Annotated in this window: 7 protein-coding genes; 5 read left to right on the top strand and 2 right to left on the bottom strand. The window is 73.6% G+C overall.

Features of this window, described 5'->3' with window-relative positions:
* Nucleotides 1-281 precede the first annotated feature (281 nt).
* Nucleotides 282-578 (bottom strand): hypothetical protein, encoded by a 297-nt coding sequence (locus ACFP3V_RS29975; protein ID WP_380590339.1) that lies wholly within the window; start codon nucleotides 576-578, stop codon nucleotides 282-284.
* Nucleotides 579-942: 364 nt separating this feature from the next.
* On the opposite strand from ACFP3V_RS29975, the gene ACFP3V_RS29980 reads away from it, so the two are divergent.
* The 3 genes from ACFP3V_RS29980 to ACFP3V_RS29990 all read left to right on the top strand — a co-directional run bounded on the left by ACFP3V_RS29980 (nucleotide 943) and on the right by ACFP3V_RS29990 (nucleotide 4,310).
* Nucleotides 943-2,751 (top strand): alkaline phosphatase family protein, encoded by a 1,809-nt coding sequence (locus tag ACFP3V_RS29980; RefSeq protein ID WP_380590342.1) that lies wholly within the window; start codon nucleotides 943-945, stop codon nucleotides 2,749-2,751.
* A 91-nt stretch (nucleotides 2,752-2,842) separates the two neighbouring features.
* A complete protein-coding gene (locus ACFP3V_RS29985; protein ID WP_380590345.1) occupies nucleotides 2,843-3,757 on the top strand; it encodes a carbohydrate kinase family protein in 915 nt (304 codons plus the stop codon).
* Between the two features lie 367 nt (nucleotides 3,758-4,124).
* The gene (locus ACFP3V_RS29990; RefSeq protein ID WP_380590348.1) at nucleotides 4,125-4,310 is read left to right on the top strand and encodes a hypothetical protein; all 186 of its coding nucleotides are present in this window, start codon (nucleotides 4,125-4,127) and stop codon (nucleotides 4,308-4,310) included.
* Nucleotides 4,311-4,331: 21 nt separating this feature from the next.
* Here ACFP3V_RS29990 and ACFP3V_RS29995 read toward each other — a convergent pair whose 3' ends face one another.
* A complete protein-coding gene (locus ACFP3V_RS29995) occupies nucleotides 4,332-4,646 on the bottom strand; it encodes a hypothetical protein (protein WP_380590351.1) in 315 nt (104 codons plus the stop codon).
* A 98-nt stretch (nucleotides 4,647-4,744) separates the two neighbouring features.
* On the opposite strand from ACFP3V_RS29995, the gene ACFP3V_RS30000 reads away from it, so the two are divergent.
* Together ACFP3V_RS30000 and ACFP3V_RS30005 are read left to right on the top strand one after the other, a co-directional pair.
* Complete coding sequence (locus ACFP3V_RS30000) at nucleotides 4,745-5,266, top strand: 2Fe-2S iron-sulfur cluster-binding protein (protein ID WP_380590354.1); 522 nt, start codon at nucleotides 4,745-4,747, stop codon at nucleotides 5,264-5,266.
* Nucleotides 5,263-6,120 (top strand): FAD binding domain-containing protein (locus tag ACFP3V_RS30005; protein WP_380590357.1); only part of this gene is annotated, 858 nt, incomplete at its 3' end. The genes ACFP3V_RS30000 and ACFP3V_RS30005, both read left to right, overlap by 4 nt.

Below are 6,120 nucleotides of genomic sequence, written 5' to 3' on the forward strand. Positions count from 1 at the left end.
CCGCCCGCGTCCTCGTCCGCGCCGCATCGGGGGGCACCTCCGGAACCCGTGGCGCCGACCGCCGGCCGGGGAACCACCTCGACGGCGGCGCCCAGCGCCCCCACGACAACCGGAACCGGCGGGCTCGCCCCGTCCGCCCCGCCCACCTCGGCTCCGCCGGCCACACCGACCGCTGCGCCCAGCCGGCCTGCCGACGGGTCCGGCACGCCCACGGCCGGGGCCGACTGCGCGCTGCGGCTGCTGGTTCTCTGCCTGGGCTGAGACCTTCCGGGTCCGCCGCCTCAGGCCGCCGGGACGATCGGCCCGGCGCCCGGCGCCGTGGCGCCGCCTCCGGCCCGTACCGCGTCCACCACGAGCTGGTGCAGTTCGCGGCTCTCCTCCTCGCCGGGGCAGGCCACCGGGCTGCCGTAGAGCGTGAACCAGTCCGAGGAGCCGCTGTACTGCACGGCGAACTCCGCCTGCCCGTCCGCCCAGGTGGTGTGCACACTCACCTCGCCGGAGATGATGCCGATCTCCTCGGTCCTGACCCCACCGGGGCCGGCGAAGATGCCGACCGTCGTCCACGATGCCCACGCCATCTCGGCCTCCCGCTGCACTCGGCGTCGCTACGCCTCCCATGGTCCGGCACTCCGGGCGAAACATGCGATTCCACCCCCGTCATAGCCCCGATATCGGCTCTGACCTGCTATTTCTCCCCAAGGTGGCGGCACCGGCCAGATCCGGCCATGATCCGCCCAGCGCTTCCCCACCTCGGGTGTACGACTCGGGCGCAGCCACCGGCGCGCAGCGCCTGATGCTCCGTCTTGTCCGAACAAGTGCACCCCAATTGGGGCGCGTGCGTCACTGGGCGTTGGCTGTGCGTTCTTCCGGAATCCGCCCTCGGCCACTACGAATGACCTGTCCATGCCCGACCGAGGCAAACCCTACGGGATGAGGTCATCCATGCGACTGCGCGCCACACCCTTCGGCAGCGCCCTGACCGCCACCGGCGCCCTCCTGGGCGCTCTGCTGCTGGCCGGCCCCACGCCGGCCCAAGCCGCCGCCACCAGCGGCAACCTGATCGTCAACGGCGATGCGGAGAGCGGCTTCTGCACCTCCGACTGGAACGCCGCCACCACCGTCCCCGGCTGGACGGTGGAGTCCGGCAGCCCGGACGTCGTGTGCCAGAGCGCCGGGAGCTTCGGCTACCCCTCCGGCGGCGGCACGCCCGGCAAGGGCTTCTTCGCCCCGGGCAACCAGGGCGACGGTCTGATGACGCAGACCGTCGACGTCTCCTCCGCCGCGGGCGCGATCGACGGCGGTGGGGTCTCCTTCAACCTCTCCGGCTGGGAAGGCGGTTGGGGTGCGTACTCCGGCTACGTCGCCGTCTCGCTGCAGTTCCGCGGGGGCGCGGGTCAGGCGCTCGGCGCGGCGAAGCTGCCCACGGTCTCGGCCACCGACCGCTCGCTGACCACGGAGTTCCTCTCCCGCAGCGCGACCGGCGCGGTTCCCGCCGGGACCCGGTCGATCCAGGTCCAGGTCCAGTTCCTGTCCACCTCGAGCGAGACGGGCTATCTGGACGACCTCTCGCTCACCCTGTCCACCCCGGTCGCCGCCGCCGCGCTCACCCCGCCGCCCTCCCAGGTGCCCGGCTTCGACCACGTGTTCACGGTGATGATGGAGAACACCGACTACTCCGAGGTCATGAACGACCCCGCGGACACGCCGTACTTGCACCAACTCATGTCCCAGGGCACCACGTTCACGGACGACCACGCGGTCTACCACCCGAGCGACGAGAACTACCTCGCCGTCGCGGGCGGTGACACCTACGCCAAGGGCGCGGTCTACTTCCCGAACATCAACGACCCGGGCCGCAACCTGGGCGACGCCCTCGAAGCCGCCGGGCGCAGCTGGAAGGCCTACGAGCAGGGCATGGGCACGCCCTGCAACCTCGGCAAGAGCAGTGACAGCTACTACGAGCCGGACGACGCGCCCTTCGTCAACTACACCGACATCAGCGGCAACCAGGCCCGCTGCGCGGCCCACCTGTTCGACACCACCCAGCTGACCACGGACCTGCGCTCCGCCACGACCACCCCGGCCTTCTCCTGGATAGCCGCCGACGACTACTACGACGGCGAGGCCTCCGGCAACGGCAGCGCGGCCAGCCTCCGCACCCAGGACGGCTGGCTCCAGCAGACCCTTGCCCCGGTCCTCTCCTCCCCCGCGTGGACCACGCAGAAGTCGCTGCTCCTGCTCACCTGGGACGAGGACAGCAGCGAGGCCGGCAACCACGTGCTGACGCTCGCCGTCGGCTCGCAGGGGACGGTCCCGGCAGGCACGAGCAGCAATGTCCGCTACGACCACTACAGCCTGGGCCGCACCATCGAGGACGCCCTCGGCCTGCCGCCGATCACCGCCAACGACGCGTACGCCACCCCGCTCAACGCGGCCTTCGCGCCCGCGAGGCCGACCGCGCCCGTACTCACGTCCGGCACCCCGGCCGTGGCGAGCGGCGGGCTGGTCACCTTCCGCTACGCGGTGCCCAGCGTGGCCCAGGTCAGCGCGAAGAACTGGGTGGGCATCTACCCGGCGGGAGTGACGCCTGGTCAGAAGGCCTCGCTCGCCTGGTCGTACGCGCCGAACGCGAGCGGCGCGGTCACCTTCTCGACGGGCAGCCTGAACGGCCCGGGCAGCTACCAGGTGTACTACCTGGCCGACGACGGCTACTCGGTGCTGGCGGGACCGTTCCCGCTGACGGTCGACTAACCGCATGTCGCGGCGGCGGGGCGGACGAGTCGGGCGGAGCGGCGGGCGGGGGCCTTGCAACATCTTTCTGCAACTTGCGATCATGCACGGCATGACGCCTGCCTACGACGTGCTGGTGATCGGCGGCTCCGGCGTGGACACCATCGTCCGCGTCGACGAACTCGCCATCCCCGCAAGCGACTCCACGTCCGTCCCGCCCATCCGCGACTACGTCGCCCACACCGGGACCGGGGTGGCGCTCGGCTTCCACGCGCTGGGCCTGGCCACCAAGTTCCTCGACTTCATCGGCGAGGACGAGCACGGCGACCTGGTCCGAGCCCGGTACACCGCGGCCGGACTGGACTTCAGCCACCTGCCCGCGCCCGCCGGCACGCCACGCAGCGTCAACCTCGTGGACCGCCAGGGCAGGCGCTTCTCCTTCTACGACGGCCGCCACCCGGCGGACCTGCGGCTGCCGCCGGAGTTCTACCGCCCGTACCTCGCCCTCGCGCGCCATGTGCACGTCTCGGGCCCCGGCGTCGCCCAGGACCTTCTCGACGACGTGCGCGCGGCGGGTCTCGCCGTCTCGACGGACGTGCACGCGTGGGACGGGGAGGCCGACTGGGCGAAGACCTATGCCTACGGCGCGGACCTGGTCTTCATGAGCGCCGCGACGGTGGGTGCCGCCGGCGCCCCGGCCCTGCTGCGCCGCGTCCTGGAGCAGGGCCGGGCCCGCATCGCCGTGGCCACGGACGGCGCGGACGGCTGCTGGGCCGCCACCCGCGACGAGCCCGAGGCCCGCCACTTCCCGGCGCAGACGGCCCCGGGCCCGGTCGTCGACACCAACGGTGCGGGGGACGCCTTCGTCACCGCCTTCGTCGCCACCTGGCTGGACGGCCGCCCCCTGGACGACTGCGTCCAGGCCGGCCAGACCTCCGGCGCCTTCGCCTGCACCCACCTGGGCACCCATGAACGCCTGATCACCCGCCCGGAACTCCTCGCGGCCACCACCCCGGCCCGGACCTGAGGCGAGCCGTCTGCAGGGCCGCAAGCACCGGCCGAGGCCCGGGCCGTCACCAGCGCCAGCGCGGACGCTGCAAGCCCCGGGCCCAAGTCCCGGGCCGGAGGCCTGCAGCCGGGCCGAAGGAGCCGGCCAGGGCCCGACCAGGCGCAGGGCCAAGGCCGGAGGCCTGCGGGCCCGGACCCGGCGACCGGGCCGAGGGCCCGGAGGGGGTGAGGTGCGGGAGGGCAGGTGGGTGAATGGGGGCGTCCGCGGGGGACCGCGGAGCGGGTGGGCCGGCGCCGCAGGCGTGTACGATTTGGCGCACGGTCAGTCCCGTTGCTCCGCACGGGAGTTGCTCCTCCCCCCGTCCAGTCACGGAAGCCGGTCGCACGTGTACTCCTCCGCCTTCGGGTCCGCCCAGCCCATCTACGACCGCCTCGTGCGTGAGCGCGGCGACGTCCCGGCGGAGGTCCGCCGCACCGCCGAGCAGCTGCAGGAGGAGGTCCGCCGGGCCATGCAGTTCGACTTCCGCCGCCCCTGGCCCGGCGCCGGGTTCCCGTCCTCCTCCGGGATCTGAGCGTCCGGCCGGCCGAGCGGGTCACCCGCTCCGGGCCAGCCGGGCTCGCAGCCCGTCCAGGAAGCCGTCGTACCCGGCCACGACATCGTCGAGGTCCAGGAACGGCGGCAGATCCGCCGCCTGCTGGCGTTCCAGCAGCCAGTCCACGGTCGCGGCCACCACGGCCTCCGTGTCCCCGCCCGCCCTCGGCAGCTGCTCCAGCAGCTCCGTGGGGACCCGGACCCGGGTCTGCGCCCGCGACTCCGCCTCGCCGGGGCGTCCGCGCACCTCGACCAGGTACTCGTGGTCGCCCTCGTCCGTGATCGCCATCCGCTCGGTGCTCTCGTGCTCGGCCATAGGGGGCCGCTACCCGCTGCGCCGCCGACGACGCATCTCCCGGCCGTGGCTGGGTAGTCGCCGCATCGCCTCGCAGGACACCAGCGGGAGGTGCGCGGATGGGCACGGAGTCCACGACGTCGGAGGTGCGGCTGGTCGTCAACGGCCAGGAGGTCCGGCTGCGGGTGGACAACCGCAGATCGCTGCTCGACCTGCTGCGCGACGACCTGGCCCTGACGGGGAGCAAGAAGGGCTGCGACCACGGCCAGTGCGGCGCCTGCACGGTGCTGCTCGACGGCCGACGGGTGGTGGCCTGCCTGGTCCTGGCCGCGACCGCCGACGGCAGTTCGGTCACCACCGTCGAAGGCCTGGCCGGCCACGGCGCCCCGCACCGGCTGCAGTCCGCCTTCACCGCCCATGACGGCTTCCAGTGCGGCTTCTGCACACCGGGACAGCTCTGCTCGGCGGTGGGCATGCTCGGCGAGGTCGCCCGCGGGCGGCCCAGCTTCGTGACCGATCCCCGCCACGAGGGGCCGATCGAGCTCACCGAAGCGGAGATCCGCGAGCGCATGAGCGGCAACCTGTGCCGCTGCGGCGCGTACGACGGCATCGTCGCCGCGATCCGGGAGGTGGCCGGATGAGGCCGTTCCGCTACGTGCGGGCCCAGGACCCGCAGCAGGCCGTGGCGCTGGTCGCGGCCGACCCGGACGCCCGCTACCTCGGGGGCGGCACCAACCTGGTGGACCTGATGCGGCTCGGCGTCGAGGCCCCGGGGACCCTGGTGGACGTCTCCGGCCTGCCGCTCGACCGCATCGAACAGGCAAGCGACGGCGGTCTGTTGGTGGGTGGGGAGGTCCGCAACAGCGACCTGGCCGCCGACCGGCGGGTGCGCGAGTCCTGGCCCGCCGTCGCCCAGGCGCTGCTCTCCGGCGCCTCGGGCCAGCTGCGCAACGCCGCCACCGTCGGGGGGAACCTGCTGCAGCGCACCCGCTGCGGGTACTTCCAGGACCCCGCCAAGCCCTGCAACAAGCGCGAACCCGGCACCGGCTGCCCCGCGCTGACCGGGGACCACCGCAACCTCGCCGTACTCGGCCGCTCCGAGCACTGTGTCGCCACCCACCCCTCCGACTTCGCCGTGGCCCTCGCCGCCTGCGACGCCACCGTCCACGTCCGGGGCGCGGACGGCACGCGCGTCCTCCCGGTCGCCGAGCTGCACCGCCTGCCGGGCGAACGGCCGGATCTGGAGACCGTGTTGCAGCACGGCGAGCTGATCACGGGCGTCGAGCTGCCCGCGCGGGAACTGCTCCGCGGCTCCGTGTACCGCAAGGTCCGCGACCGCGCCTCGTTCGCCTTCGCGCTGGTCTCCGTCGCGGCGGCGCTGTCCGTCACGGACGGCCGGGTCGCCGACGTCCGGATCGCGCTCGGCGGCGTGGCCGCCAAGCCGTGGCGGGCGCTGCGGGCGGAGCAGGCGCTGCGCGGCGGCCCGGCGTCGACC

Origin of the sequence: Streptacidiphilus monticola, from assembly GCF_042658505.1 — a bacterium.
Classification (GTDB): domain Bacteria; phylum Actinomycetota; class Actinomycetes; order Streptomycetales; family Streptomycetaceae; genus Streptacidiphilus; species Streptacidiphilus monticola.